Below are 24,480 nucleotides of genomic sequence, written 5' to 3'. Positions count from 1 at the left end.
CGGGACGGGACGGGACGGGGTCAGGGCTGCGGTGTCGGGAAGCGGGTCCACGGGGCGGGGACGCCGTCGATGCCGTGGATGCGGGCGGAGCCGTGCGCGAAGGCGAGGCCCAGGGCTCCGATGAGGGCGCCGTCGGTGGTCAGCCGGGCCGGGACGATCTCGGGGGCGTGACCGGTCACCAGCAGATGGCCCAGGGCGGTGCGGAGGGGATCCAGCAGGGTGTCCCCGGCGCGGGACAGGCCGCCGCCGACGACGACCCGCTCGGGGTCGACGGTGAGCAGCACGGTGGCCAGTCGCGGGGCGATCTGCGCGCAGAACTCCTCGATCTCGCGCTCGGCGGCCGCGTCGCCGTCGGCCGCACGGTCCAGCAGCGGCTTCGCCTCCTCGCCGGTGGACCAGGTCAGGCGGCCGCGCTCGGAGGACCGGGTCCACCGCATGCCGCGCTGGCTGCCCAGCTCCCCGGCCAGGCGGTGGGCGCCCTGGAGGATCCGCCCACCGATCACGAGGGCGAGGGAGACACGTCGGCCCAGCTGCAGGAGCACGATGCTGTCGGCCTCGTCCCCGAGGTGGTGCTCGGCGAGGGCGGCGAGCTTGATGTCGTTCTCGACCTCCACCGGGCAGTCGAGGCGCTGCGAGAGCCCTCCGGCGAGGTCCAGGCCGACCAGGGCGGGAGCGACGAGGCTCTGCGCCGCGCGCCCGTCGGTCCCCAGGATGCCGGGGACCGCGACGCCGACGGCGCGAGGGCTGTGCCCGGTCTCCCGCACGGCCCGGGCCAGCGCATCGAGCGGGTCGCTGTCCGAGGAGGGGACGGCGGAGCGGGCGAGGAGTCCTCCGCCGGCGTCGGTGACCAGGCAGCGCACAGTCCGGGCGCCGATGTCGAGGGCGGCGACGCTCCCGGCCGACGGGTCGAAGGCGAAGCGGCGGGCCGGGCGACCGGCGACGCCGGAGGCGGTGGCCGGTGCCTGCACGACGGTGCCGGCCTGCCCGAGATCCAGCAGGACGGCGTCGACCGTCGGTCGGGACAGCCCGGTGGCGGCGGCGAGCTCGCCGACGGTCAGCGGGGAGTCGGACCCGCGCAGCACGAGCACGCACTGGCGGGCATTGGCGCGTCGCAGGGCGGAGGAGGGCTGCTCAGCCGTGCTCATCGGTCGTCCTCGTCCTCGCGCCGTCACCCCGGCCTGATTTCATAAGGGGGTTGCACAATGTGCGCGACCAGTCTGCGGTGCGGGAGCGGGCGGCGTCAAGGGACGTCACGGGGTCGAGGGAGCAGGGTGCCGCGTAGCCTGGGAGCGAGGCCCGTGAGCGAGGGAGGTGAGGCCATGGTCGAGCTCGCACAGAGCTACGCCGCCGCGGTCCCGGAGCTGTCCGTCCCCTGGCGGGCGGACGCGCCGCCGGACCCGGCGCTGGTCTGGCTCAACGAGCCCCTGGCCCGCGAGCTCGGGTACGACCCGGCCCATCTGCGAGGCGAGCAGGGCATCGCGATGCTGACCGGGCAGATCGAGGGCACCACGGCGCAGGCCTATGCGGGTCACCAGTTCGGCAGCGCGAATCCTCAGCTCGGCGACGGCCGGGCGGTGCTGCTGGGGGACCTCGTGGACACGGCCGGGACCCGCCGCGATCTGCATCTGAAGGGCGCTGGTCGCACCCCCTTCGCCCGCGGCGGCGACGGGAAGGCGCCGCTGGGCCCGATGCTGCGCGAGGCCGTCGTCGGCGAGTGGCTCCACGCCGTCTCGGTGCCCACCACCCGCGCGCTCGCGGTGCTCACCACCGGGGAGCGGATCGCGCCGCGCCAGGGCGTCACCCCGGAGCCCGGGGCGCTGCTGGTGCGCGTCGCGGCGAGCCATCTGCGGGTGGGGACCGTCGAGTACGCCGCCTGGCACCTGGACCGCGACGCGCTCCGCGCCCTGGTCGAGCACGCGACCGAGCGCCATCATCCCGGCGCCGCGTCCCCGATCGAGCTGCTCGAGTCCGTCGGCCGCGCGCAGGCCGAGCTGGTCGCGCAGTGGATGCTGCTGGGATTCGTCCATGGCGTCATGAACACCGACAACATGACCCTCTCCGGCGAGGGCATCGACTACGGGCCCTGCGCCGTGCTGGACGTGCACCGCCGCGGAGCGGTGTTCAGCTCGATCGACCGCGGGGGACGCTACGCCTACGGCAACCAGCCCGGCATCGCGCTGTGGAACCTCTCCCGCTTCGCGGAGACGCTGCTCCCGCTGATCGACGAGGAGGCCCCCGACCGTGCGGTCGAGCGGGCGACCGCCGTCCTCGAGGACTACGAGGGCTGGTACCTGGACGCCTACGCCCTCGGCCTCGCGCGCAAGCTCGGCGTCAGCGGGTCCCGGGACGAGGTCCTCGACCTCGGGGAGCAGCTGTTCGCCCAGCTCGAGGCGCAGGAGGTGGACCACACCGGCTTCTTCCGGGCGCTCGAGGCCGACGACGGGGCGACGCTGCTGGAGGACCGCGAATGGTTCCGCCGCTGGGAGGGGATGCGCGAGGGCTCTCCTGCGGGCAGTCCCCTGCTCGTCCCTCGCAATGCGCATCTCGAATCGGCGCTGCGAGCCTCTCACCTGGGGGACCTCGGTCCCGTGCACGATCTGCTGAGGGCCGTCGCCGCGCCCTTCGAGCGCCACCCGGGCCTCGAGCACCTCGAGGGCCCGGGAGAGGGCGCGGAGGACGTCGTGACGTTCTGCGGGACCTGATGCGGGTGGTACGGTCGCGGCACAGTCGATCCCCGACGAGGAGATGCTCATGAACAGCCCTCTCGAAGGCCGCACGATCGTCATTCTGACCAGTAACTTCGGAACCGAGACCGACGAGATCCAGCGACCCCTCGAGGCGCTGCGGGAGGCCGGGGCCACCGTGACGGTGGCGGCTCCCGAGACGGGCTCGGTGAAGACCCTCGAGCTCGACCGCGACCCCGGCCCCGAGGTGCCGGTGGACACCACCCACGACACCATCCGTCCGGCCGAGGTGGATGCGCTGGTGCTGCCCGGCGGCACGCTGAACGCCGACACGCTGCGCGGCGACACGACGGCGCAGGCCCTCGTGCGCGCCGTCGCCGCCGACGGGAAGCCGGTCGCCGCGATCTGCCACGCCCCCTGGATGCTGGTCGAGACCGGACTGGCCGCCGGCCGGGACCTCACCTCGGTGCCCGCGATCCGCACGGACCTCGTCAACGCCGGTGCGACCTGGACCGATGAGGAGGTGGTGGTCGATGACGCGCACGGCCACCGGCTCATCACCTCCCGCACCCCGGACGACCTCGAGGCGTTCAACGCGGCGATCATCGAGGCACTTCGCTGACCGACTCTCCAGGAGGAGCGCCATGACCGAGAACTTCGCGCCGCAGGACGAGCAGCCGCAGGACGAGCAGCCGCAGGACGAGCAGATCAGCATCGACGACGCGCTGGAGACGGACCGCGTCGTCGAGGAAGGGCCGGACTCCCGCAACGCGGACGGCTACGGCTTCGACGCGGACCTCGACCGCGGCGGCGACGACGCGACCGCCGCCGAGCAGGGCAACCGTGACGAGGACCGGATGAGGGGCGAGGGCGACGACGTCGACCAGCTCGAGCACATCGTCGACGCAGCTCCGGAGGCACCCGAGGGCGAGGACGACCTTCCGGAGCCCGAGGATGCGCTCTGACCTGCTGATACGCACCTGCATCGCAGGTCCGGGCGAGGTCCGTTTCTGGACGTCGGCCCAGGAATCCTCCATGCTGGGTCGCAGGCAGGCTGCCGGGCGAGTGTTCGACGGGTGTCCGCCTGCCGCCCACGATCAAGGAGGATCTCGTGAATTTTCTGGCTAGCGTCGACTGGGCAGGACTGGGGCTGAAAGTCCTCTCCGCCCTCGTCGTCCTCGTCCTGACGTTCCTCGTCGCCATGCTCGTCAAGAGCGCGGTGGTCAAGCTGTCCCAGCGGGTCAAGGCCCTCCAGCGCGGGGGCGCTGACGGCGGCAGCCTCGGCAACGCGATCGGCACCATCGCCTCGATGATCATCTGGCTGCTCGGCCTGATCATCATCCTGGGGATCTTCGAGCTGTCACAGGTCCTCACCCCCGTCACCACGATGCTCGAGCAGGGCCTGGGCCACCTCCCCAACATCGTGGCCGCGGTGTTCGTGTTCGTCATCGGCCTGGTGATCGCCAAGATCCTGCGCAGCCTGATCGTCACGGCGCTGGGCACCGTCGACTTCGGCAAGCTGCTGGGAACCGCACGCAGCGGGATCGAGAAGGCCACCGGCACCGCCGGCGCGCCCGCGGCCCAGGCGCAGCAGCAGGCGCACGGCCAGGCCCCGCAGCAGGCGCCGGGTCAGGCCCCGCAGAAGCGCGAGGGCGTCGACGTCCCCGAGATCCTCGCCTCCGTCGTGTTCGCCCTGGTGATGATCGTGGTCTCGATCGCGGCGCTGCAGATCCTCGGGATCGCCTCGATCTCCGACCCGGCCTCGCAGATGCTCACCGCGGTGTTCACCGCGATCCCGAACATCATCGCCGCCGCCATCCTGGTGGGCATCGGCGTGCTGATCGCCCGCTTCGTCTCCGGCCTGCTCACGCCGATCCTCGAGGGCTCCGGCATCGACGGCTGGCTGCAGAAGCAGGACATGCTGCGCCCGGGCACCTCGGTGGCCCCCACCGTGGCCAAGATCGTCGAGATCGCCGTGGTGCTGTTCTTCGCGGTGATGGCCGCCCAGGTGCTGGGCTTCTCGCAGATCACCGCGCTGCTCAGCGAGATCCTCGAGCTCGGCGGCAGCGTCCTGTTCGGTGCGGCGATCGTGGCCGCGGGCTTCTTCATCGCCTCGATCGTGGCGAAGCTGCTCTCGGGCACCGCCGCCACCGTCGTGAAGTGGGCGATCATCGTGCTGTTCACCGCGATGGGCCTGCAGTCGATGGGCGTGGCCGACTCGATCATCGAGATGGCCTTCGGCGCCCTGGTCATCGGCGGTGCCGCCGCCGCCGTGCTGGCCTTCGGCCTGGGCGGTCGCGACGCCGCCGCGCGTCAGCTCTCGAAGCTCGAGCAGGCCCAGGCGCAGGCGCAGGCCCAGGCGCCCTCCCAGGGGTCCGCGTCCCAGGGCGACGCATCGGGTCCGTCGGCCGGTGGCACCACCACCGTGCCGCCGCGGCCGGACGCGCAGGGCTGAGAACCGCTCTCCACGAGGCCGCCGGGGATCCGTCCCCGGCGGCCTCGTGCTGTGCGCTCAGGCCAGCGCGGAGAGGATCCGGGCGTCGACCCTGCGCCGCGCACGCAGGTGCTCGACCTCGTCGTAGGAGAACGACGAATAGGTGAGGGTGCCGCCCTCGTCGATCAGCGCCGTCGCGCTGGGTCGGTCCGTGAGCTCGGCGAGCCAGGTCAGCGCCCGATGGTCGGCCATCGCCTCGGCGAGCACGCGGTGGCGGAGCGAGGGCCACGGCGTCCCGTCGGGCCCGGGATACACGGCGAAGGCGTCGCCGCCGAAGAACGGACCGCCCGCGCAGGTGTCCTCGAAGGGGTCGACCGGTCGCAGCGCGAACTGCGACCACCAGAAGTTGAAGCCCCAGTGCAGGAAGCCGGGCGCCTCGAGGGCGAACAGCTGCCGCCCCAGCACGCGGCTGCGCACCGAGGGCAGGGCGATGAAGCGGTTGGCCACGTCCCGGTTCTGGGAGACGCAGTAGTACACCCAGGGGCGCCGCCCGGCGTCGAGGAACGGGCCGACGTGGTCGGTCGCGACGATGGGCGTGTCCACCACCCCCTGCTCGGCGAAGTCGAGGGAGCTCAGCGCGTCGACCACCTCGGCGCCCTCGAGGAGATCCTCGACCTGCGCCTTCGCCGCCCGGTAGTCCTCGAGCTGGTCCTCGTGCGGCTCGTCGGAGATGTGCCAGAGCACCCGGCCCTCCCAGTGCGCGTCCAGATGGGCGCGCAGCGCAGGGATCAGCACCTCGAGCAGGCGGCGGTACCCGGGGTCCGTCGCCGGGACGTGCCAGCCGAAGCGGTGCTCGGGGCCGGCCTCGGTCCCGACCAGGATCGCCGGGGTGTGCCGGGCTCCCCACTGGGTGAACAGGTGCGCGATCTCGATCCCGGTGAAGCCCAGGTCGCGGCAGATCCCCAGCCAGCGGTCCAGGCGGGAGAGGTCGAGGCGGTACTCGCCGTCCACCTCGCGGACGTCGACCAGCTGGACGAACGGGCGGGTGTGCCCCTCGGCGGTGTCCAGCGGCGGGGTCCAGGTGGGGGTGAGCACGGAGTTCACGTCCATCTCGCGGGCCGCGGCGAGGAAGGCCTCGATCAGCTCCCAGTGCCGCTCGGAGAACACCTCGACCTCGTAGTACGTGGAGAGGCTGTCCGCGTGGAGCCAATGGGTGTTGGTGATCGCCAACGGCGGCAGGCGGTGGGGATGGATCCGCAGGTCGGCGGTGTGCTCGGCGAGGAGCGTGCCGTCGGCGCCGGTGAGGGAGATCGTGAGCTCGTGGTCGCCGGCGTCGGCCTCCTCCTCGGCGGCGACGTCGATCCACAGCGACTCCCAGATCCCCGCGTCCAGCTGCACGGCGTCCCCGTCGAGCGGCTCGAGCAGGTCGGGGTAGTCGCCCGGGGCGGTGACCAGGTAGTGCTCGTCGGGGTCCTCCGGGGCGGGGCGCGAGACCGGGACGCGGCGCACCGCGTGGACCCGGGCCCGCTCGGCGAGGCCGCCGCTGAGGTGCACGTGCAGGGCGGAGCCGGCGACGCCCGCCTCGCCGTGCTCGAGCCGGACGGCGAGCTGCAGGGACAGCACCTCGCCGAGGAAGCCGGCGGCATGGGCGCCGTCGATCGGCACGGCGGGGCGCGGCGCGGCGGCGCCCAGCACCTTCTCCAGGGAATCGGTCAGGACGGACTGCACGGGGATCTCCTCGTCGAGCGCGGGGCCGGGACCGCCGCCCATCCTGGCACGACCCCGGCCGACCGGCACGGCCCCGAATAATCCGTTGCCCCCGCCGGGGGCGCGGTCCTACGGTGGAGGCACACAGGGAAGGAGGTGATCCGAGAAGTGATTTCTTATCGGACATGTGAGGTGGCTCGCCGCTGAGGCGACCGTTCATCCGGACGCGCAGCGAATACCACCGAGCTGCCGGGACCCCCAGGGGTCGGATCTCGTCCTTCCGACCAGCGCACGACGCGCATCCTGGGGGTTCTTCCCTGCCCGCGTACGCTGGGGCGATGACCTCTGCGAGCCCCTCCGAGCCGATCTCCCCCCGCCTCGACGAAGAGGCCGTGGTGCGCTCCGCGCACGATGAGCGGCCGATCGTCCTGCTCCTGCACGGCCTGGGCAGCCACGAGCGCGACCTCACCGGCCTCGTGCCGCACCTGCCTCCCGGCTTCGCCTACGTCTCCCTGCGCGGCATCCTCCGTCACGGCCCGGGCTTCGCCTGGTTCGAGATGCCCGTGGACCCGGACCGTCCCGGGTCGATCGATCCCGCCGCAGCAGCGGTCGAGGAGTGGATCGCGGCGCAGACCGCGCCCGTCGTCGGCGCCATCGGCTTCTCCCAGGGCGGGCTGCTGGCCCTGCACCTGCTGCGCCGCGACGCCCGCGCCCTCGACTTCGTCGTCAACCTCTCCGGTCGGCAGTTCCCCGCGCCGATGCCCGGGGACGCCGAGCTCGCCGCGGTGCGCCCGCCCGTGCTGTGGGGCCACGGGGGCCTGGATCCGCTGATGGGCGGGGAGATCGAGGAGCAGGTGCGGGCGTTCCTGAGCGCCCACACCGCGCTCGAGGAGGAGCGCCGCCCGAACCTGGGCCACGCGGTGGACGAGGTGGAGCTGCGTGCTGTCGCCGCGTTCCTGCAGCGGAGGGCCGACGAGGACGACCGCCTCTGAGGTGTCGTGCACACCCGTTCCCGCCCGCGCAGGACGAGTTGTAGCATTCCCTCATCCACCTCCGAGAGACGGAGGCGGCATGAGGAGCACCAGGAGACCATGAGCGCCGCCAGCGACGCCCCCAGTGACAGTCCCAGGCCTTCGGGCCTGCACACACTCACCGTCCTCGGGGGGCACCGTCCATGGACCTGATCGGTCCCCTCCTCTCGCTGGCCATCGGGCTCCTGCTCGTCGTCGCCTGCGGCGGATTCGTCGCCGCGGAGTTCTCCCTCATCACCGCCAACCGCAACGACGTGGAGGCGGCCGCCGCCTCCGGCGACAAGCGCGCCGGCGGTGTCCTGCAGGGCATGAAGACCCTCTCCACGCAGCTCTCCGGGGCGCAGCTGGGGATCACGGTCACCAATCTGGGCATCGGCTTCCTCGCGGAGCCCGCGATCGCCCAGCTCGTGGGGCCGACGCTCCTGGACATGGGCCTCGGCACGGTCGCGGCGCGCTCGGTGTCCGTCACCATCGCGCTGGTCCTCGCCACCGGCATGACCATGATCTTCGGGGAGCTGGTGCCCAAGAACCTCGCGATCGCCCAGCCGCTCAGCACCGCGAAGCTCGTGGTGGGCTTCCAGCGCGTGTTCACGACGATCTTCGGGCTGCCGATCCGCCTGTTCAACGGCAACGCGAACGCGGTGGTGCGCGCCCTCGGGGTCGAGCCGCAGGAGGAGCTCAGCTCCGCCCGCAGCGCCGAGGAGCTCTCCGCCCTGGTCAAGCGCTCCGCCGACGAAGGCGCGCTCGCGGAGGAGACCGCCTCGCTGGTGCAGCGCACCCTCGCCTTCGGCGACCGTCGCGCCCACGACGCGATGGTGCCGCGCGGGAGGATGGACTCCCTGGAGATCGACGAGTCCGTCGCGGACCTGCTCGAGCTGGCCCGCGTCACCGGGCACTCCCGCTTCCCGGTGCTGGACGACGAGAACGAGATCCAGGGCGTCGCCCACATCCGTCACGGGCTCGCCGTCCCCTTCGACGAGCGGCCCACCACCAGTGTCGAGACCGTGATGGGCAGCGCGACCTTCGTCCCGGACACGGTCCCGCTCGACGACCTCATGGACACCCTGCGCGGCGGCGGGCTGCAGATGGCCGTGGTGGTCGACGAGTTCGGCGACCACGCCGGCCTCATCACGCTGGAGGACCTGGTCGAGGAGATCGTCGGCGAGGTCCGGGACGAGCACGACGAGGAGAGGGACGACACCCCGGAGCCCGACGGCTCCTGGGACCTCGAGGCCCGGATGCGGCCCGACGAGGCCACCGAGCGGCTCGGCGTCACCGTGCCCGAGCACGAGGACTACGACACCCTGGGCGGGCTGGTCACGATGGAGCTCGGCCGGCTCGCCGAGGTCGGCGACGAGGTCGTGGTGGACACCGACCCCGCCCCCGGCGAGGCACCCGCGCGGCTGCGCATCGGGGTGGCCGAGGTGGACGGGATGCGGATCGAGACGGTGCACGTGAGCGTCGAGCCCGCCCCCGAGGACGACGAGGACGAGACGGAGGAGGAGCGATGAGCACCGCGACCGGACTCGCCCTGACCCTCCTGCTGCTGCTCCTGAACGCCTTCTTCGTCGGCGCGGAGTTCGCCCTGATCTCCGCACGTCGCTCGGTCATCGAGCCCAAGGCCCTCGAGGGCAAGTGGGCCGCGAAGGTGACCATCGACGCCATGGAGCACGTCTCGCTGATGATGGCCGGTGCGCAGATGGGCATCACGGTGTGCTCCCTCGCACTCGGCGCGATCAGCGAGCCCGCCATCGCGCACCTGATCGAGGTGCCGCTCGAGCTGCTCGGGGTGCCGGGGGCGCTCACCCACCCGATCGCCTTCGTCATCGCGCTGTCCCTGGTCACCTACCTGCACGTCGTCTTCGGCGAGATGGTGCCCAAGAACATCGCTCTCGCCGGACCGGAGCGGATGGCGCTGATCCTCGCGCCGATGCTCACCGGCATCGTCACCGTGCTGCGCCCCCTGCTGTGGCTGCTGAACTCCATCGGCAACCTCGTGCTGAGGATCCTCGGCGTGACTCCCAAGGACGAGGTGACCAGCGTGTTCACCCGCAACGAGGTGGCGGCGATGGTGAGCGAGTCCCGCGAGGGCGGTCTGCTCGAGGACAACGACGAGGCGCTGCTGCTCGGGGCGCTGCGCTTCGAGGCCCGCAGCGTCGCGAACCTGGTGATCCCCCTCGAGCAGGTTGCGAGCCTGCCCGAGGGGGTCACGGCCGCGCAGGCCGAGACCGCCGCCGTGGAGGGCTACTCGCGCTTCCCCGTGCGGGCGGCCGACGGCACCCTCACCGGCTACGTCCACATCAAGGACCTGCTCGACTCCGTCCAAGGACGACGCGAGGACCCGATCCCCGCCGAGCGCATCCGCACCCTGCCCCGCATCGGCGGGGACCAGCCGCTGCGCGAGGCGCTCGCCGAGATGCAGGACTCCGGTGCCCACCTCGGCGCCGCGACCGACGCGGGCGGCGAGGTCATCGGCATCGTCACCCTCGAGGACATGCTCGAGGAGCTCGTGGGCCAGATCCGCGACGACTCGCGCATCGCGGCGTGATCCCCGCTCCCGCGCCTCGCGACTGAGCGTGCTGCGCGATCGCGCACGAGTGAACGCGCACGTCGGCGATCTCGAGCAGCTCCCGGGTGAGGCCTGCCACCTTCGGCGCTCTCCTGGGCGCCCGGGGGATGCCGCGGATACGGTGAGCCCACACATCGACGTGTCCCCGGCGCGGCGCCGGGCCCAGAGCAAGGGGCGCTGAATGAACGCATCGCTGCCGATCCCTCCACCGCTTCCCCGTGCTGCCCAGCGCCCGTCCGGCGACCGTCCTGGGGCAGGACGGCCGGGCGTGGAACGCCCCCCGGCGGGCCCGGCGAAGGACTCCGCCGTCCCGGTCTTCTTCATCTCGGACTCCACCGGCATCAGCGCCGAGACCATGGGCAACGCCCTGCTGCTGCAGTTCCCCACCGTGCCCTTCGAGCGCCGGCTGATCCCCTTCGTGCGCACCGTCGACGAGGCGCGCGAGGTCCGTGAAGACCTCGACGCGGCCATGGACGGGCCGGTCCCGCCGCTGGTCTTCCTCACCGTCGTCGACGAGGAGGTGCGCGAGGAGCTGCTGACCACCACCGCGCCCGTGATCGACTTCGTCAGCGCCCATCTCGCCCAGCTCGAGGCACGGCTCGGGGTCACCGGCGACCATGCCCCGGCCCGCCTGCACAGCGTGGGCGACTCCCGCCGCTACAACCGCCGCATGCAGGCCGTCGAGTTCGCGATCGAGCACGACGACGGCCAGTCCGTGCGCGCGATCGAGAAGGCGGACGTCGTGCTCATCGCGCCCTCCCGCTGCGGCAAGACCCCCACCAGCATGTACCTCGCCCTGATGCACGGGATCTTCGTGGCGAACTATCCGCTGGTGGACGAGGACCTCGGGGCCGAGGTGCTGCCGGAGTCGATCTCCGCGTTCTCCGACCGCTGCTTCGGCCTGCTGACCTCCCCGCAGCGGCTCGCCGCCGTGCGCGGCGAGCGCCGCGCCGAGTCCCGCTACGCCTCCCTCGAGCAGACCCGCTGGGAGCTGAGCCGCGCCCGCCGCGTCTACGACGCGCACGGGATCCCCTTCGTCGACTCCTCGACCAAGTCCGTCGAGGAGATGTCCACCCTGATCCTCCAGTCGCTCGCCCACCGCGGGACCACCCCCCGCTGAGCACCACCACCCCGAAGGAGCACGTCATGACGCAGAGCATCCGATGGTTCTCCCAGCTCGGCATGTCCGATCTCGAGCAGGTGGGAGGCAAGAACGCCTCCCTCGGCGAGATGGTCTCGAACCTGTCCCGTCTCGGGGTGCAGGTCCCTGACGGGTTCGCCACCACGGCGGAGGCGTATCGCGAGTTCCTCGGTGCGACCGGGCTCGCCGAGCGCATCGACGAGAGACTGAGCGGTCTCGACACCGAGGACACCCTGGCCCTGGCCGAGGCCGGGCGCGAGATCCGCGCGCTGGTGATCGAGCAGCCCTTCCCCGCCGGGCTCGAGGAGGACATCCGCGCCGCCTACGAGGAGCTCGCCGCGGGCAGCGGGGAGGAGGCCTCCTTCGCCGTGCGCTCCTCCGCCACCGCCGAGGACCTCCCCGATGCGTCCTTCGCCGGGCAGCAGGAGACCTTCCTCAACGTCCGCGGGATCGACGACGTGCTGCTCGCGATCCGGGAGGTGTTCGCCTCGCTCTACAACGACCGTGCGATCGCCTACCGCGTCCACCACGACTTCGAGCACGCCGCGGTGGCGCTCAGCGCGGGGGTGCAGAAGATGGTCCGCTCCGACATCGGCTCCTCCGGCGTGATGTTCACCGTGGACACCGAATCCGGGTTCGACCAGGCCGTCTTCATCACCTCCGCCTACGGGCTCGGCGAAGGCGTGGTGCAGGGGGCGGTCAATCCCGACGAGTTCTACGTGTACAAGCCCGGGCTGCGCGAGGACCGCCCCGCGATCCTCAAGCGCGCCGTCGGCGAGAAGGCCACCAAGATGGTCTACACCGAGGATTCCGGCGTGGGCCGCAGCGTCGCCTTCGTCGACGTCGACCCCGCCGAGAGCGCCCGCCTGTCGCTGACCGACGAGCAGGTGCTCGCGCTGGCCCGGCACGCGCTGGTCATCGAGGAGCACTACGGGCGGCCGATGGACATCGAGTGGGGGCTCGACGGGGCCGACGGGAAGGTCTACATCCTCCAGGCCCGTCCCGAGACGGTGCAGTCCCGCGCCGGGACCACGGTCGAGAAGTACGTCCTCGCCGAGAGGGGCGCGGTGCGCGCGGAGGGACGGGCGATCGGGGCGAAGATCGGCGCCGGCGCGGTGCGGGTGCTCGACCGGATCGACCGCATGCACGAGTTCCAGCCCGGCGAGGTGCTGGTCGCGGACATGACGGACCCCGACTGGGAGCCGATCATGAAGCGCGCGAGCGCGATCGTCACGAACCGCGGCGGCCGCACCTGCCACGCCGCGATCATCGCCCGCGAGCTGGGGATCCCCGCCGTGGTCGGCACCGGGAGCGCCACCCGGGAGCTGGCCGACGGGGAGGAGGTCACGGTCTCCGCGGCCGAGGGCGACACCGGCTACGTCTACGAGGGGGTGCTGGACTTCTCGGTCTCCTCCTCCGAGGTGGACTCGATGCCGACGCTGCGCACGAAGATCATGATGAACGTGGGCAACCCCGAGCAGGCCTTCGGCTTCTCCCGCCTGCCGAACGCCGGGGTGGGGCTGGCCCGGCTCGAGTTCATCGTCAATCGCCAGATCGGCATCCATCCCCGGGCCCTGCTCGAGCTGGACCGGCTCGAGGGCGAGGAGCCGGAGGTCGCCGCGCAGGTGCGCGAGAGGATCGCCGCCTACGACTCGCCGCGCGAGTACTTCGTCCAGCGGGTCGCCGAGGGGGTCGCCACCATCGCGGCCGCCTTCGCGCCCGAGCCGGTGATCGTGCGGATGAGCGACTTCAAGTCCAACGAGTACGCGAACCTGCTGGCCGGCACGCTGTTCGAGCCGGAGGAGGAGAACCCGATGATCGGCTACCGCGGTGCCTCGCGGTACCTCTCGGAGGACTTCGCCGAGTGCTTCGCGATGGAGTGCGAGGCGCTGCGCTTCGTGCGCGAGGACATGGGTCTGAGCAACGTGAAGATCATGATCCCCTTCGTGCGCACCCCCGCCGAGGGCAAGGGCGTCATCGACCTGATGGCGAGTCACGGCCTGGTCCGCGGCGAGAAGGACCTGCAGGTCATCATGATGTGTGAGATCCCCTCGAACGCGGCGACCCCCGAGCTGTTCCTCGAGCACTTCGACGGCTTCTCGATCGGCTCGAACGACATGACCCAGCTGACCCTCGGTCTGGACCGCGACTCGTCCCTGGTCGCCGACGCCTTCGACGAGCGCGACCCGGCGGTGAAGTTCATGCTCTCGCGCGCCATCGAGGCCTGCCGCGCCCAGGGGAAGTACGTGGGCATCTGCGGGCAGGGTCCCTCGGACCATCCCGACCTCGCCGAGTGGCTGCTGGACCAGGGCATCGCCTCGATGTCCCTGAACCCGGACACCGTCGTGGACACCTGGCTGCGCCTCGCCCGCCAGGGCGGGGGCGAGGTCGGCGGGCAGGGCTGAGAGGGCGGCGCCGGAGCTGAGAGGGCGGGGCCGGGCTCAGCCGTCCACGCGGCCGCCGCCGGTGTGCTGATCGGTCTCGGCCAGCTCCTGCGCCTGCTCCTCCTCGGTGAGCGCGGGGATCTCCCCGGTGGGGGTGCTGTGGCTGCCCGTGTCGTGCTGAGAGGTGACCGTGGTCAGCAGGAACACGGTGTCCTCGAGGGCGATCACGGCGTGCCGGAAGTGCGTGAGGGCGGCGAGGTGCCCGGCCTGCAGCACGTCGGGCTCCTCGCCGGTGACCCGCAGGCTGCCGTGCATCACCTGGATCGAGGCGGCGGGCGGGGAGTTGTGCTCGGCCAGCTCCACGCCCTCGGTGAGCGCGATGACGGTCTGGCGCAGCGGACCGTCGTGGACGAGCAGCTCGGCGTGGCGACCGTTCGGCGCCTCCCGGGCGCGGTCGATCGCTGTGGTCATCGCGTCGGTCAGGGCAGCCATCGGATACCTCCTGGTGAGCGTCGTCGATCACCTCCAGTATCCGTCACGGAGCCGGATCCGTCAGTCCCGCGGCGGATTCCCGGGCCAGATCGAGCATCGCCCGCTCGCTGATCCCGAGCGCCCGGGCGGCCGCGGCGACGTCCCGGAACTCCGGTTCCCGGCGCACCGCTCGGCCGTCGTGGTCCCGCGCGATCTTCACCGCGATCCGCTGCCCGCGCACCTCGATCTCGTCGAACTCCCGGGTGCGGATCAGGCGCTCCACCCGGTGGCGCCGCACGCCGAGGGTGCCGGTGCGATCCATGATCAGCCGGGCGGCCTCCTCCTTCGATCCCTCCCGGACCAGGGCGTGGACGGTGACGGCGGGGCGGCCGCGCTTCATCGTGATCGATGTGTGCCAGGCGTCCAGCGCGCCCTGGTCGAGCAGCTCGTCGATCACGCCCGGCCACAGCCGCGGGTCGAGGTCGTCGACGTTCGCCGCGAGCTCCACCGCGGCGGTCGGGGTGTCGTGGGCGTCCGCGGGCAGGGCGGCCGACGGACCGACCGGTCCGCCCACCAGCACGCGCACCACGTTCGGCCGTCCCGGGGTGTCCTTGGTGCCGGCGCCGACGCCGAGGGCGTCGGCGGTCAGCATCGGCTGCGGGCCGGAGCTGCTCGCGAGCCCGCGCATCAGCGCCACCCCGGTGGGGGTCGCGAGCTCCCCGATCCCGGGGGCGACGCCCGGGGGGACCCGTCGGCCGCCGTGCTCGTGCGGGCCGCCCCGGGCGTGGGCGGGCAGCGTCGCGTCGGCATCGGGGACCACGTCGGGGGCGTGCTCGTGGGAGTGGGCATGGGGGTGGGCGTGGGGGTGGGTGTGGGGGTGGGCGTGGGGGTGGGTGTGATCGTGGCCGGGCCCCGGGGCGCGAGGCGGCAGCAGCTCGCCGGCGACCGTCGGCCAGCCCAGCGCCAGGCGGGCCACCGCCGGGACCGGCACCGGGATGTCGCCGTGCGCGGCACGGATCCGGCCGCTGCCCACCGCGATCACGCTGCCGACGCTCTCGGTGACGCCCAGCTGGCGCCAGGCCTCGCAGGCCCCGATCACGTCGGCCAGGGAGTCCAGCGCGCCCACCTCGTGGAAGTGGACCTCGTCGGCCGGGACCCCGTGGGTGGTGCCCTCCGCCTCGGCGAGCCGGCCGAACACCGCGAGCGACAGGTCGATCGTCGCCTCCGGCACCTCGCCGCCGCGCGCCCGCTCGAGCAGCTCGCGGATCGAGGACCAGGTGCGGTGCGGCGGATCCTCGACCAGCACCTCCACGTCGACCTTCACGGCCCGCTGCCCGCCGCGGTCCACGTCGCTGCGCACGAAGCGCACCGAGCCCGGCACCAGGGCGTCGAGCACGCGCTGGATCCGGTCGAGGTCCGCACCGGCATCGACCAGCGCGGCCAGCAGCATGTCACCCGCGATCCCGGCGGTCGCGTCGATGTAGGCCAGGCGGGGCGCGGGGGAGCTCATGGTCCCGATGCTAGCCGCGCCGCACATCGGGCATGATGCTCAGGTGACCCACCCTGCCCCCGTCGCCCGTTTCGACGACGTCCTCGCGGGGCGCAGCCTGCAGTTCTCGCGCGTCCGGCGAGTGATCGACGCGCACCGCGGCGAGGACGTGCTGCGCGCGCTCGTCGAGGTCGAGGAGGCGGTGGCGCGCGGCTCCTGGGCCGTGGGGATGATCGCCTACGAGGCCGCGACCGGGCTCGATCCCGACGCCCGCACCCGCCCGCCGCAGGAGGGCCTGCCGCTGGTGTGGTTCGGGCTCGCGGACGCTCCCGACGAGGTGGCCGCGCCGCTGACCACGGGCGAGGGCTTCGCGCTCGAGCCCTGGACGGTGGACTGGAGCCGCGCCGCGCACGCCCTCCGGGTCGAGGCCGTGCGCGCGGCGATCGCCGAGGGGGAGACCTACCAGTGCAACCTCACCACCCGTCTGCGCTCCACGGTCAGCGGCGACCCCTTCGGGCTGTACGGCGAGCTCGCCCATCGCCAGCGCGGCGCCCACCACGCCTATCTCGACCTGGGACGCTTCGCCGTGGTCAGCGCGAGCCCCGAGTCCTTCCTCGAGCGGGAGGGCGCGGAGCTGCGCACCGCTCCGATGAAGGGCACCGCCGCCCGCGGCGAGGACGCCCGGGCGGACCGCGCGGCCCGGGAGGCGCTGCGGACGAGCGGGAAGGACCGCGCGGAGAACGTCATGATCGTGGACCTGCTGCGCAACGACCTGGCGCGGGTGTGCGAGCCGGGCAGCGTGCAGGTCACCGACCTGCTGCGCGCCGAGGCCTACCCCACGCTGTGGCAGCTCACCTCCCGCGTGCGGGGCCGGGCGCGCGAGGGCACCGGCCTGCTCGAGGTGCTCCGCGCCCTGTTCCCCTGCGGATCGATCACCGGCGCGCCCAAGCTGTCCACCATGGAGCTCATCGCCGAGCTCGAGGACGCCCCGCGCGGTGTGTACTGCGGCGCGATCGGGTATCTCGCCCCGGGGCCCGCACCGCGCGCCCGCTTCAGCGTCGCGATCCGCACCGTGCTCGTCGACCGGGAGGACGGCTCCGCCGTCTACGGCGCCGGCGGCGGCGTCACCTGGGACTCCACTCCCGCGGGCGAGTACGACGAGCTGCTGGTCAAGGCCGCGGTCCTGCCCACCGGGGTGCGCGAGCCCTTCGCCCTCATCGAGACCTTCGCCGTCCGCGACGGCGTCCCGCAGAACCTCGCGGAGCACCGGGCGAGGATGCTCGGCTCGGCCGCGCACTTCGCGATCCCCGTCGGCCGGGAGGAGCTGGAGGCGGCGTTCTCCGGGGCCGTCGCCCGGGCCGGTGGGGCCGACGTGCTGGTGCGGCTGGCGCTGCGCCGGGACGGGTCGTTCGAGATCTCGACCCGTCCGCCGGCGGCGGCGGCCGCACCCGTGCGGCTCGCGCTCGATGAGGTCCGCACCGTGCTCCCGGTGGGTCTCAGCGCCCACAAGACCACGGTGCGCGGGCACTTCACCGCCGCCCGCGGACGGCACCCGTCGGCCGACGACGTGGTGCTGCGCGGAGAGCACGGCCGCGCCGTCGAGACCACGATCGCGACCCTCGCCGCCCGGATCGACGGCACCTGGTGCACCCCGCCGCTCGTCGACGGCTGCCTGGACGGAGTGGGCCGGCGCCTCGCGCTCGCCGCCGGGGAGCTGGTGGAGCGCCCGCTGGAGATCGAGGACCTGCGCCGTGCGGACGAGCTCGCCGTGCTCAGCTCCGCGAGGGGGTGGCGCCCGGCGGTGCTCGCCGAGGGGTGAGCGGTCCGCGCGCCCGTCGTCAGCGGGCGATCTCGACCCGGCCCACCCAGGAGATCGGGGAGACCCGCCCCTCCTCGAGCTGGTACTGGCAGCCGACGATGCCCAGCTCGCCGCCGGCGACCGCGTCGGAGATGACCCGGGACTGCCGCATCAGGGCGTTGATGGTCGCGTCCAGGTGGCGGCGACCCACCGCGTCCGTGTCGATCAGGGCCGGGTCCACGTAGGGGCTGACCTGCTGGGAGGCGAACCACTCCTGCTGCACCGCCGGCTGGATCTGCTCGAGCTCCTTGCGGATCGCGGGGGTGACCGCGCTGGGCGAGGCGGTGGTCTGGTCGATCGCGGCCTTCACCGCACCGCAGGAGCCGTGGGCGAGCACCACGATCACCGCGACCCCGAGCTCCGCGACGGCGAACTCCATGGTCGCGGTGGTGTTGTCGTTCGCGATCTGGCCGATGTTGCGCACCACGAACAGGTCTCCCAGGCCGCAGTCGAAGAGGATCTCCGCCGCCACCCGGGAGTCGGAACAGCCGAGGAAGGCGGCGTTGGGCGCCTGGTTGGCGCGCAGCTCGGTGCGTCGCGCCGCGCTCTGCTGCGGATGGGCCAGATCTCCCGCCATGAATCGCTCGTTCCCCTCGACGAGGGCATCCCAGGCCTGCTGGACGGTGACGCGGGGAGAGGTCATGAGGTGAAGTCCTTCGTGAGGGGAGAGCGGCGCGGGGGCGCTCGGGCGAGGATACTCCGGGACCGCGGCCGGTACTTTCGTGCCCACCTCCTCCCGCCTTCGGACCGCCCGCGAGGGATCGGCACGTTCGTCCCTGGTGTGCTCCGGAGCACCTCGCTAGCGTCGAGGACGACGGGGCGGACCCGCCCCGGAAGGAGAGAAGGAGCCGCGATGAGCACTGCATCCGACCGTCCCGATCACCACGTCCACCGCCGCACCGTGCTGCGCACCGCCCTGCTGGGCACCGCCGGCGCCCTCGCCGTCGGCGGCACCTCCGCCGCCCTGATGCCCTCCCGCGCCCGCGCGGCCGACGGCGGGATCCAGGGCCAGGACGTCTCCTCCCACCAGGGGGACGTGGACTGGGCCGCCCAGAAGGAGCTGGGCTCGCAGTTCGCGTACTGCAAGGCCACCCAGGGCGACTGGTACACCAACCCCTACTTCGCCCAGCAGTACGGCGGGTCCTACGACGTCGGCCTCGTGCACGGCGCCTACCACTGGACCGAGCCCGGCAGCTCGGACCCCGCCGCCGAGTGCGACTTCTTCCTCGAGAACGGCGGCGGCTGGAGCGACGACGGCCGCACCATGCCCGGCATGCTGGACGTCGAGGACAACCCCAACGGGCTCGGCCAGGCCGACCTCCAGGCCTGGGTGACCGCCTGGATCGACCGCTACCGCAGCGAGACCGGCCGCACGCCCGTGGTCTACACCGGCGCCTGGTTCTGGGACGACCAGGTCGGTCCGGACTGGGCACCGGCGGACGTGCCGCTGCACGTCTCCCACTACATGGCGGACCCGCCCGTCGGCACCGAGATCCCCGGCACCTGGAGCGCCTGGGAGATCTGGCAGTACGCCGCCGAGGAGGGCCCCTTCGCCGGGGACTCCAACCTGTGGCACGGCGACGCCGCGCAGTTTGAGTCCTTCCTCACCGACCCCGACTACGACCCGGTGAGCAACTGAGCCGTCAGCACCTGAGCCGCCCCCTCAGGCGAACACCTCGAGCAGGCGCCGACACCGGGGCGGATCCAGGGTGAGCCCCTGCTCCAGGCCCCACAGCAGGTAGGACAGGGAGCGCACCAGCACCCAGTCCCGCGCCCGCTCCGCCGGGACGCGAGCGGACTCGACGAACGCCCCGGCGACGGCCCGCACCTCCTCCTCGCCGGGCAGCTCGTCCAGGCGGCTCCACAGCACGCGGCCGAGGTCGTACTCCCGGTCGCCGCGCAGCAGCACCGGATCCACCACGGTCCAGGGGTGGCGCCGCCCGGCGAGGACCTGCTCGTGGTGGAGGTCGCCGTCGACGGACCCGTCCCCGGGAGCGCCGGCGGCGCGTCGGCCCGCGGCCGCGATCGCCGCCGCGAGCAGCGCGCGGGGCAGGGGCCGTCCGAGCGCCTCCCAGCGGGACTCCGCGGCCGACGCCTCCTGGGCGGCGATGTCCCGCGTGCTCGGGGCGTCGGCCGGAGCGGGGATGGCGAGGCGGCGGGTGAGAGCGCCGAGGAGGACGGCCGCCTCGAGCGGCGGCACCGCGGCGAGGGAGCGGGCGGGATCGAGCCGTTCCAGCAGCAGCGCTCCCGCCGGCAGGTCCGTCTCGTGCAGCAGCACCACCCCGCGGCCGTCCCAGTGGCGCAGCGCGGCGACCTCCGCGGAGAGGTCGTCGGCCGGAGGGCACAGGCGCAGCGCGAGCTCGAGGGAGCCGCGCCTCACCGGGACGACCAGTGCGTTCGAGCCGTGGAGCGGGATGCCGTCGACGTCGAGATCCCAGCGTGCGCACTGCTGCCCGACGAGGTCCGGGAGCCGGTCGAGCCATGCCCTGCCCTCCTCGTCGTGCCACCAGCGGGGCATGGCGCGGAACGGGGCGGGCACGGAGATCATGGGAGCGCCCCGGGGGTCAGTCGGCGGCGGGCTCGCTGATGTTGACCTGCCACACGATGCCGAACCGGTCGGTGAACGAGCCGTACACGTCGCCCCACATCTGCTTCTCGAGCGGCATGGTGATCGACCCGCCCTCGGAGAGGCGTTCGAAGGCGCTGCGCAGCAGGCCCTCGTCGTCCCCCATGAGCGAGAGGGTGACGTTGTTGCCGCGCACGAAGCCCTCCGGGGTCATCCCCTCGATGACGTCGGAGACGTACAGCCGGATCAGGTCGGTGACCTCGAGGGAGCCGTGCATGATCCTGTCGGCGGCGGGGTGGCCCTCGGGGACCGCCTGGACCTCCCCGAAGGTCACGAACTGCGGGATCGCGCCCAGGGCCTGGCCGTAGAACTCGAAGGCCTCGCGGGCATCGCCGTCGAAGTTGAGATAGGGGTGCAGGGCTGCGGGCATGGCGTCCTCCTCGACGTCCGTCCCGGCGCGGTGCCGGGCGCTCGGGGTGAGCGTAGACCGACGGGGCGACACTCCACCAGGGGGTGGGCAGGTCAGGACACGTCCCGCCAGTCGGTCGTCACGCACGCCTCGACGGCTGAGCAGGGCCTTCCGCCCGGCCCACGGTCCCCTGACTCCTCACCCGGGCACCGTCGCGCACAGCGCCGTCCCGGTCCCGGGGGACGCGTCCACCACGAGCCGTCCGCCGAACTCCTCGAGGCGTCGGCGCATGCCCTCGAGGCCGTAGCCGCCGTCGGCTCGGGGGCTCTGCACCGCCTCGGGGTCGAAGCCGATCCCGTCGTCCCGCATCTCCAGCACGATGCGCCGCGGCGCATAGACCAGGGACAGCTCGACGTGACTCGCCCGGGCGTGCTTGGCGACGTTGGTCAGCGCCTCCTGGGCCACGCGCAGCAGCGCCGCCTCGACCGGGGCGGGCAGGGGGCGGGGCTCGCCGCGGGCGGACAGCTCCGCCGGGAGGGAGCGGTCGGCGGACCAGTCCCGGACCACCTCGTCGAGCGCCTCCGGGAGGGTGCCGCGCTCGAGCTGCTCGGGTCCGAGGGCGCGCACGGTGCGGCGCGCCTCGACCAGGCTCTCGCGGGCCAACCTCTCGGCGACGGCCAGGCGCTCGTGGGCAGGGGAGGTGTCGGGGAGCGTGGGCTCGGCGGCCTGGAGCTGGGTGAGGATCCCCGCCAGGCCCTGGGCGATGGTGTCGTGGATCTCGCGGGCCACCCGCTGACGCTCGGCGAGGGTGCCCGCCTCCCGCGCCTGCGCGAGCAGCCGGGCCTGGAGGACGTCGTTGGCGGCGTTCGCCGCCTCGAGCCGCCGGTTGGCCTCCTCGAGCGCGAGCAGGGCGCGACGCTGCGCCTCGGCGCGCTGCTCGGCCGACGCGGTGAGACGGTAGGCGAACACCGTGAGCACGGTGCCGAGCAGGGAGATCACCAGCCACAGCCACCATTGGTCGCCGCGGATCCGATCGATCCCGCCCAGGTAGGTCACGGCCAGGATCATGGACGTGGTGGCCGCGCCGAGCAGCTTCCATCGGCCCGGCAGCAGCGGGTAGGCGTGCAGGTAGCCGGTGACGGCGAAGATCCCGTACCAGGGGGCGAGGGCGACCAGCGCCGCCGCCAGCAGCGTCAGTCCCGCGTAGTGGACGCCCATCAGGCCCGGCCGTGCCCTCCACTGCGGGTGGGCGGTCACCCACCACGCCACCCAGGCGGCGCTGACCACCGTGAGGGCCAGGGCCAGCACGGGGAAGCGCACCTGCGGCAGATCCAGCAGCGTGATCAGGGTCGCGACCGCCAGCAGCAGGAACGGGAGCGCGGTGAACACCGCGTCCTCGCGGCGCTCGGCCCGCAGCTGCTCCTGCGTCAGCTCGCTCGCGATGCCCACCGGGTCAGTCCCATCGGAAGAAGCGGGAGGCCACCGCGATCGTCAGCACGCTCCACAGCGCCATCACGGCCAGATGCCCCGGCTCCGGCCACCCGCCGACCGCAGCGTGCTGCAAGGATGCCACGCCCGCCCCCAGCGGCGAGAGGTCGCTGAGGGTGCGCAGCACCTCCGGCATCGCCTCCCGGGGCAGCCACAGACCGCCCAGGAACAGCAGCGGGAAGTAGGCGAGCATCCCGAAGCCGCTCGCGGCGGGACCGCTCGGCGAGAACGCGCCGATCAGCAGCCCCAGCCCCATCATCGCCGCGCAGGTGAACAGCAGCCCCACCAGGTAGGCCGGGCCGTTCTGCGGCAGCGGGATCCCGTGCAGGCCCCTCGCGATCCCCAGCACCAGCGCGGAGGAGACCACGGCGAGCGCGGTGCACATGAGCAGCTGGGCGAGCAGCAGCACGACCGGCCGCATCGGGGTGGTGCGCAGGCGGCGCAGGATCCCCTGCTGGCGGTAGGAGGCCAGCAGCTGGGGGAGCACGGTCAGGGCCAGGCTCGCCACGGCCACACCCACCAGGATCGGGGCGAAGAGGTCGACGACGCGCAGCCCGCCGAACGCGGGATCGGGCTCCCGGAAGCTCGGCACGAAGCCCAGGATCAGCATCAGCACCGGTGCCAGCAGCGGGCCGAACACGATCGCGGCGGGGTCGCGGAGGAACAGCCGGGTCTCGGTGAGGGTCAGGCGCGGCAGCGCCGGCAGCGAGGAGGGGAGGACGGAGGCGGTCATGGGTGTCTCCTCAGGAGGTGAGCGTGTGCCCGGTGAGGGCGAGGAAGGCGTCGTCGAGGGTCGCGCGCTCGGTGTGCAGGTCCACGGGGGCTGCGCCCTCGGCGGCGAGCGCGGTGACCAGTGCGGACAGCAGGTCCCCGGAGCCGGTGACCTGGATCAGCTCCCCGTCCCGGGCCACGGCGGAGACCTGGGGGAGGGCGGTGAGCAGCGACTCCGCCAGGGGGACCGACGGCCGGAACCGGATCCGCTGGTCGGCGTCGACGGCGTCGATCAGGCCCGTGGGGGTGTCCAGGGCGACCAGGCGGCCCGCGTCGATCACGGCGAGCCGGTCGCACAGCCGCTCCGCCTCCTCCATGAAGTGCGTGACCAGCAGGACGGTCACCCCGCGGTCGCGGATCGACCTGATCACGGCCCAGGCGTCACGCCGGGCCTGCGGGTCCAGTCCCGTGGTCACCTCGTCGAGCACGGCCACCTGCGGGTCCCCGACCAGGGCGAGCGCGACCGAGACCCGCTGCTTCTGGCCGCCGGAGAGTCGCCGGAACTGACGGTCCACGGTCTCGCCGAGATGGAGGCCGTCGATCAGCTCCCGCCAGTCGACGGGATCGCGGTAGAAGGAGGCGAACAGGGCCATCGCCTCGCCCACGGTGATCCGCTCGGGCAGGGCGCTCTGCTGCAGCTGGGCGCCGAGCACGTGGCGCAGCTCCGCGGAGTCCCGCTGCGGGTCCAGGCCCGCCACGGAGATCCGTCCGCCGTCGGGCCGGCGCAGGCCTTCGAGGCACTCGACGGTGGTGGTCTTCCCGGCCCCGTTGGGGCCCAGGATCCCGAAGATCTCGCCGCGCTCGACGGAGAAGCTCACGTCGTCCACCACGGTGCGGTGCCCGTAGCGCTTGGTCAGTCCTTCGATCTCGATGAGTGCCATGGTCCGAGCCTGGTCGGCGACGGGCCGCTGCGGATCCCCCGATCGGGAGCGCGGGGTCCACCGATCGGGGGATCGGGGAGGAGACCCGGCCCGTGCGGAGTCGGATCCGGCATGACGACGCCGGGAATCATCGGAGCAGGACACATCGGCAGCCAGGTCGCGCGGGCGGCACTCGCGGCGGGATACGACGTGGTGATCGCGAACTCGCGCGGACCTGGAGCGTGCACGCCGCGTGCCCCGGGGCCGGCGGCGGGCGCATGGAGCCGTCAGCCGCCCACGAGGGTCCCGAGGTCGAGGTTCCAGGCCGCCGCGCCGACGCCCACCCCCAGCACGGCGATCACGGCGATGACCCAGCCGAGCATCGCGACGAGGTTCAGGAGGATCCCCCAGCCCGCGCGGCCGCGGGCGGACGGCTCGCTGCCGCGGGAGCTGATCCCGAGGGCCACGCCCAGGATCGGGGCGATCAGCGTCCATCCCGCCACCAAAGAGCAGATGCCGAGCAGCAGGCTCGCGGTGCCCTTGCCGGTTCCGTGGTGGGTGATCGTGCCGTAGGCGGTCACGGGGTCGCCTCTCGTTCGACGTGCTGACGATGTCAGC

At 73.0% G+C, this 24,480-nt stretch carries 22 protein-coding genes and 1 pseudogene; 12 read left to right on the top strand and 11 right to left on the bottom strand.

Annotated features, from left to right (window positions below):
• Positions 1-20 precede the first annotated feature (20 nt).
• Positions 21-1,145, bottom strand: a complete 1,125-nt coding sequence (locus tag ACT3SP_RS01615; protein WP_444585485.1) for an ROK family transcriptional regulator — start codon at positions 1,143-1,145, stop codon at positions 21-23.
• 174 nt (positions 1,146-1,319) lie between these two features.
• Between ACT3SP_RS01615 and ACT3SP_RS01610 the strand changes: the two genes are divergently transcribed.
• From ACT3SP_RS01610 to ACT3SP_RS01595, 4 genes are all read left to right on the top strand, one after another.
• Positions 1,320-2,702 (top strand): protein adenylyltransferase SelO, encoded by a 1,383-nt coding sequence (locus tag ACT3SP_RS01610; RefSeq protein ID WP_444585484.1) that lies wholly within the window; start codon positions 1,320-1,322, stop codon positions 2,700-2,702.
• 49 nt (positions 2,703-2,751) lie between these two features.
• A complete protein-coding gene (locus ACT3SP_RS01605) occupies positions 2,752-3,306 on the top strand; it encodes a type 1 glutamine amidotransferase domain-containing protein (RefSeq protein WP_444585483.1) in 555 nt (184 codons plus the stop codon).
• A gap of 22 nt (positions 3,307-3,328) precedes the next feature.
• Positions 3,329-3,649 carry a hypothetical protein gene (locus ACT3SP_RS01600; protein ID WP_444585482.1) on the top strand — a complete coding sequence of 107 codons (321 nt, stop codon included), beginning with the start codon at positions 3,329-3,331 and terminating at the stop codon, positions 3,647-3,649.
• A 146-nt stretch (positions 3,650-3,795) separates the two neighbouring features.
• Positions 3,796-5,139 (top strand): mechanosensitive ion channel, encoded by a 1,344-nt coding sequence (locus ACT3SP_RS01595; protein ID WP_444585481.1) that lies wholly within the window; start codon positions 3,796-3,798, stop codon positions 5,137-5,139.
• A gap of 57 nt (positions 5,140-5,196) precedes the next feature.
• Here ACT3SP_RS01595 and ACT3SP_RS01590 read toward each other — a convergent pair whose 3' ends face one another.
• Positions 5,197-6,846: a DUF4091 domain-containing protein gene (locus tag ACT3SP_RS01590; protein ID WP_444585480.1), complete on the bottom strand. Its 1,650-nt coding sequence runs from the start codon at positions 6,844-6,846 to the stop codon at positions 5,197-5,199.
• Positions 6,847-7,163: 317 nt separating this feature from the next.
• Between ACT3SP_RS01590 and ACT3SP_RS01585 the strand changes: the two genes are divergently transcribed.
• The 5 genes from ACT3SP_RS01585 (at position 7,164) to ppsA (ending at position 13,971) form a co-directional block, all read left to right on the top strand.
• Positions 7,164-7,817: an alpha/beta hydrolase gene (locus tag ACT3SP_RS01585; RefSeq protein ID WP_444585479.1), complete on the top strand. Its 654-nt coding sequence runs from the start codon at positions 7,164-7,166 to the stop codon at positions 7,815-7,817.
• A 182-nt stretch (positions 7,818-7,999) separates the two neighbouring features.
• On the top strand, positions 8,000-9,367 hold the full coding sequence (locus tag ACT3SP_RS01580; protein ID WP_444585478.1) for a hemolysin family protein: 1,368 nt from the start codon (positions 8,000-8,002) through the stop codon (positions 9,365-9,367).
• Positions 9,364-10,404, top strand: coding sequence for a hemolysin family protein (locus ACT3SP_RS01575; RefSeq protein ID WP_444585477.1), 1,041 nt, complete (start codon positions 9,364-9,366; stop codon positions 10,402-10,404). Before ACT3SP_RS01580 ends, ACT3SP_RS01575 begins: the two co-directional genes overlap by 4 nt.
• Before the next feature lie 202 nt (positions 10,405-10,606).
• The gene (locus ACT3SP_RS01570; RefSeq protein ID WP_444585476.1) at positions 10,607-11,545 is read left to right on the top strand and encodes a pyruvate, water dikinase regulatory protein; all 939 of its coding nucleotides are present in this window, start codon (positions 10,607-10,609) and stop codon (positions 11,543-11,545) included.
• A gap of 26 nt (positions 11,546-11,571) precedes the next feature.
• A complete protein-coding gene (gene ppsA / locus ACT3SP_RS01565; RefSeq protein ID WP_444585475.1) occupies positions 11,572-13,971 on the top strand; it encodes a phosphoenolpyruvate synthase in 2,400 nt (799 codons plus the stop codon).
• A 36-nt stretch (positions 13,972-14,007) separates the two neighbouring features.
• Here the strand turns inward: ppsA and ACT3SP_RS01560 are convergent, their stop codons facing one another.
• Both ACT3SP_RS01560 and ACT3SP_RS01555 read right to left on the bottom strand, forming a co-directional pair.
• Positions 14,008-14,442 carry a hypothetical protein gene (locus ACT3SP_RS01560; protein WP_444585474.1) on the bottom strand — a complete coding sequence of 145 codons (435 nt, stop codon included), beginning with the start codon at positions 14,440-14,442 and terminating at the stop codon, positions 14,008-14,010.
• A gap of 43 nt (positions 14,443-14,485) precedes the next feature.
• On the bottom strand, positions 14,486-15,931 hold the full coding sequence (locus ACT3SP_RS01555; RefSeq protein ID WP_444585473.1) for a LarC family nickel insertion protein: 1,446 nt from the start codon (positions 15,929-15,931) through the stop codon (positions 14,486-14,488).
• A gap of 43 nt (positions 15,932-15,974) precedes the next feature.
• On the opposite strand from ACT3SP_RS01555, the gene pabB reads away from it, so the two are divergent.
• A complete protein-coding gene (gene pabB, locus ACT3SP_RS01550; protein ID WP_444585472.1) occupies positions 15,975-17,729 on the top strand; it encodes an aminodeoxychorismate synthase component I in 1,755 nt (584 codons plus the stop codon).
• Positions 17,730-17,748: 19 nt separating this feature from the next.
• Here the strand turns inward: pabB and ACT3SP_RS01545 are convergent, their stop codons facing one another.
• The gene (locus ACT3SP_RS01545) at positions 17,749-18,411 is read right to left on the bottom strand and encodes a carbonic anhydrase (protein ID WP_444585471.1); all 663 of its coding nucleotides are present in this window, start codon (positions 18,409-18,411) and stop codon (positions 17,749-17,751) included.
• 210 nt (positions 18,412-18,621) lie between these two features.
• On the opposite strand from ACT3SP_RS01545, the gene ACT3SP_RS01540 reads away from it, so the two are divergent.
• A complete protein-coding gene (locus tag ACT3SP_RS01540; protein ID WP_444585470.1) occupies positions 18,622-19,407 on the top strand; it encodes a GH25 family lysozyme in 786 nt (261 codons plus the stop codon).
• Between the two features lie 24 nt (positions 19,408-19,431).
• Here the strand turns inward: ACT3SP_RS01540 and ACT3SP_RS01535 are convergent, their stop codons facing one another.
• The 5 genes from ACT3SP_RS01535 to ACT3SP_RS01515 all read right to left on the bottom strand — a co-directional run bounded on the left by ACT3SP_RS01535 (position 19,432) and on the right by ACT3SP_RS01515 (position 23,883).
• Positions 19,432-20,316: an aminoglycoside phosphotransferase family protein gene (locus ACT3SP_RS01535; RefSeq protein ID WP_444585469.1), complete on the bottom strand. Its 885-nt coding sequence runs from the start codon at positions 20,314-20,316 to the stop codon at positions 19,432-19,434.
• Between the two features lie 16 nt (positions 20,317-20,332).
• Positions 20,333-20,764: a VOC family protein gene (locus ACT3SP_RS01530; protein WP_444585468.1), complete on the bottom strand. Its 432-nt coding sequence runs from the start codon at positions 20,762-20,764 to the stop codon at positions 20,333-20,335.
• A 177-nt stretch (positions 20,765-20,941) separates the two neighbouring features.
• A complete protein-coding gene (locus tag ACT3SP_RS01525) occupies positions 20,942-22,192 on the bottom strand; it encodes a sensor histidine kinase (protein ID WP_444585467.1) in 1,251 nt (416 codons plus the stop codon).
• Between the two features lie 4 nt (positions 22,193-22,196).
• Complete coding sequence (locus tag ACT3SP_RS01520; protein WP_444585466.1) at positions 22,197-22,964, bottom strand: ABC transporter permease; 768 nt, start codon at positions 22,962-22,964, stop codon at positions 22,197-22,199.
• Between the two features lie 10 nt (positions 22,965-22,974).
• Positions 22,975-23,883, bottom strand: a complete 909-nt coding sequence (locus ACT3SP_RS01515; protein WP_444585465.1) for an ABC transporter ATP-binding protein — start codon at positions 23,881-23,883, stop codon at positions 22,975-22,977.
• Between the two features lie 111 nt (positions 23,884-23,994).
• Here ACT3SP_RS01515 and ACT3SP_RS01510 point away from each other — a divergent pair.
• A pseudogene (locus ACT3SP_RS01510) lies at positions 23,995-24,099 on the top strand (NAD(P)-binding domain-containing protein); the annotation flags it as partial.
• A 50-nt stretch (positions 24,100-24,149) separates the two neighbouring features.
• Here ACT3SP_RS01510 and ACT3SP_RS01505 read toward each other — a convergent pair.
• Entirely contained in the window at positions 24,150-24,443 is a 294-nt protein-coding gene (locus tag ACT3SP_RS01505) for a hypothetical protein (protein WP_444585464.1), read from the bottom strand.
• Positions 24,444-24,480: the final 37 nt, after the last annotated feature.

It is taken from the genome of Brachybacterium sp. AOP43-C2-M15, assembly GCF_052446295.1.
Lineage (GTDB): Bacteria > Actinomycetota > Actinomycetes > Actinomycetales > Dermabacteraceae > Brachybacterium.
Note: the sequence above shows the minus strand (reverse complement) of the source record. Positions and strands in the feature narration are given on the sequence as shown.